Origin of the sequence: Xenorhabdus sp. SGI240 (assembly GCF_040081915.1) — a bacterium.
In the GTDB taxonomy this organism is placed as follows: Bacteria; Pseudomonadota; Gammaproteobacteria; order Enterobacterales; family Enterobacteriaceae; genus Xenorhabdus; species Xenorhabdus bakwenae.
Window position 1 is genome coordinate 1 of record NZ_JBEBMB010000142.1, and the last position, 2,296, is coordinate 2,296.

The window sequence follows — 2,296 nt, forward strand, 5'->3', positions numbered from 1 at the left end:
GGAAGAACTGAATCAGGCCTGCGCTGACTTAAAAAGAGACAAGCAACTAGCCAGTGTGTTTGGTACTGGCCTCAACGAGTGGAAGAAGGTCAGGCCTGAACATGAAAGCAAGATAAGAGGATTAATCGGACAGGCCACTGACTTAGTTCTGGATCTTGTTCTGGCTGAAACAGGTAAGGGTAAAACAACACGTACTGAACAAGGTGAGTGACATGAAATTCAACAGCCAGTACTTCACCCTTGGTGCTTTTGCTGTCGTCGCTGGCCTGTTCTGGTTCTATTACAGTGAGTATCAGGACAAGGCCAAGGAATACCGTAGCTTAAAGCTACAGTATGACGAACAGGTCGCCATCAACACCAACCAGCAAGCGCGCATCCAGCAACTCCACGAATTAGATACCCGACACACTCAGGAACTCGCCAATGCCAAGACTGAAATCGACACTCTTCGGGCTGATGTTGCCGCTGGTCGTCGCAAGCTGCGCATCAAGGCCACCTGTCCCGTGTCTGAAACCACTCCCTCCGGCAGCGTGGGCGATGCAGGAACCGTCGAACTCACTGGAGAAACTGGATCAGCTGTTCTTGATATCCGAGAAGGTATCATCAACGACCGGGCAAAATTAAGATATTTGCAGGATTACATTAATACTGAATGTTACAAGGTGACAAGATGAACCAGCCACATCAACAACGTGTTATTGACGAGTTAGCAGAACTCAATGAGAGAATAGAAAAACTGTCTGTTTTCATAGGTGGCGATACTTATAACACACTGGAGGAGACTGACCGCTACCTGTTAAGGGTGCAACGGTCAGCAATGTATAATTATGCTGAAATTCTGCATATGCGCGTTAAGCGGTTTTCACCACCACCTCAGAGCAAATGATACTGGGGTGGCAGGAGTATGTTAGAGGGCGGTGTCAGTGGGATAGTTTCTCTCTGTAATCGCTCTGCGATTATATCCAACCAAAGTGATTAAAAAGTGATCTGCATAACATTTGCTGCCATCCGTTAACGCTGGTGGCATTTTTATTTTCACCGCGCACCGCAGCGCCAATCTAAACATCGAGCCTTTATTTAGGAATGAGCCTTTGAGGAATCAGCTAAAACTGATGCTACTCGATGGGCTGATCTCCTATTGCGGCAAAGGTTCATTACCTAAATAAGGATAAGCATCGTGAGTACGGCATTAACTTTCAAAGAAAAAGAAGTGATCCCTTTTGACAATGGCGATGGGAAAATTTGGTTTACGGGTAAACAAGTTGCTCAGTTATTGGATTACGCCAAAACCAAATCAGTCACCAACCTGTATAACGCTAATTCCGATGAGTTCACTCCAGCCATGACCGAGGTCATTACAACAGTGACCTCGAAAGAATCAATTACTTATAGAAATTTGAAGACGCGGGTTCGTATCTTTTCATTGCGTGGACTCTATCTGTTGGGGATGCTGGCTGACACTCCTGTAGCAAAGGAACTGCGTAAATGGGTGCTGGATTTAATAGAAAAGGAAAGCCAGCCACGAAATTTGTCCTTGATGGATATGGAAAGCCTCAAAGAGCTAACCATTGGTGAAATGCAAAATCGCCTGGTATCTGCCAATAAGTGGTCATTCGAGAACTTCGGACGCAAAGGTAGTGATCTGATGAACCTCCGCAAGCGTCACCTCAAGAAAATCCGTAAGGCGGAAAAAGCCATCCTTGAATTATCACAGCTAACATTACCCGGACTTGACGAACTTCCCGATGGAGAAGAACCCGCATGAACCACGAGCAATTTATCGAGAAGAACGTACAGGCCGAGTTAACCAAGCTCGGCTTTTCTTCATCTATAGCGGCGATGGCAAGTGACCGGGCGAAAGAACACTATCGCTGTTCGGGATCAGCCAGCAGAAAGGGCAAGCTGTTTGATGATTGTCTGAGCATTGCCAAGGCATGGGCGAGTAAGTATTCAACAGAGAAGCCAAAGGGTAAGAGAACTTAGTGATGAAATATATATATGCAATCATTCTGGATGCAATTATCGCGTCCTTTTTGTTTATTGGTATCACACAGAATGCCGAGGGTTTTGTGAATGTAGGTTATTTCGCTGGCTGGCTCTTTGGTGTGATTAAGTTCTTAGGGTATTTGTTTGCTAGTGATTCACTGGTTAAAGATTACAAACACATTCCTATCTCTTTTCGATGTTACGACATGCTGACTGATACTGCATTTGTCATTTTTGTTGTATTTCAGGGCTGGTTTGTTTTGGGTGCTATTTACGCAATAGGATCAATAGCCACTCTAATTGATATTGA

General features: G+C 45.0%; 5 protein-coding genes and 1 pseudogene. All 6 read left to right on the forward strand.

The features are described 5' to 3' along the window. Positions 1–211: pseudogene (locus ABLA76_RS17550) on the forward strand (hypothetical protein); the annotation flags it as partial. Between the two features lies 1 nt (position 212). Next, the gene (locus tag ABLA76_RS17555; protein ID WP_348988892.1) at positions 213–674 is read left to right on the forward strand and encodes a lysis protein; all 462 of its coding nucleotides are present in this window, start codon (positions 213–215) and stop codon (positions 672–674) included. Next, entirely contained in the window at positions 671–886 is a 216-nt protein-coding gene (locus tag ABLA76_RS17560; protein ID WP_348988889.1) for a hypothetical protein, read from the forward strand. The genes ABLA76_RS17555 and ABLA76_RS17560 overlap by 4 nt, the downstream gene beginning before the upstream one ends. A gap of 291 nt (positions 887–1,177) precedes the next feature. Continuing rightward, on the forward strand, positions 1,178–1,765 hold the full coding sequence (locus ABLA76_RS17565) for a Bro-N domain-containing protein (protein ID WP_348988890.1): 588 nt from the start codon (positions 1,178–1,180) through the stop codon (positions 1,763–1,765). Then, positions 1,762–1,983: a hypothetical protein gene (locus ABLA76_RS17570; RefSeq protein WP_285811072.1), complete on the forward strand. Its 222-nt coding sequence runs from the start codon at positions 1,762–1,764 to the stop codon at positions 1,981–1,983. Before ABLA76_RS17565 ends, ABLA76_RS17570 begins: the two co-directional genes overlap by 4 nt. Further along, positions 1,983–2,296, forward strand: a 314-nt coding sequence (locus tag ABLA76_RS17575; RefSeq protein ID WP_348988891.1) for a hypothetical protein, incomplete at its 3' end; no start/stop codon positions are given. The genes ABLA76_RS17570 and ABLA76_RS17575, both read left to right, overlap by 1 nt.

What these genes read in the sequence shown, in the direction of transcription:
- ABLA76_RS17560 (WP_348988889.1), top strand. Translation starts at nt 671, where the DNA reads ATGAACCAGCCACATCAACAACGTGTTATTGACGAGTTAGCAGAACTC.
- ABLA76_RS17570 (WP_285811072.1), top strand. Translation starts at nt 1,762, where the DNA reads ATGAACCACGAGCAATTTATCGAGAAGAACGTACAGGCCGAGTTAACC.
- ABLA76_RS17555 (WP_348988892.1), top strand. Translation starts at nt 213, where the DNA reads ATGAAATTCAACAGCCAGTACTTCACCCTTGGTGCTTTTGCTGTCGTC.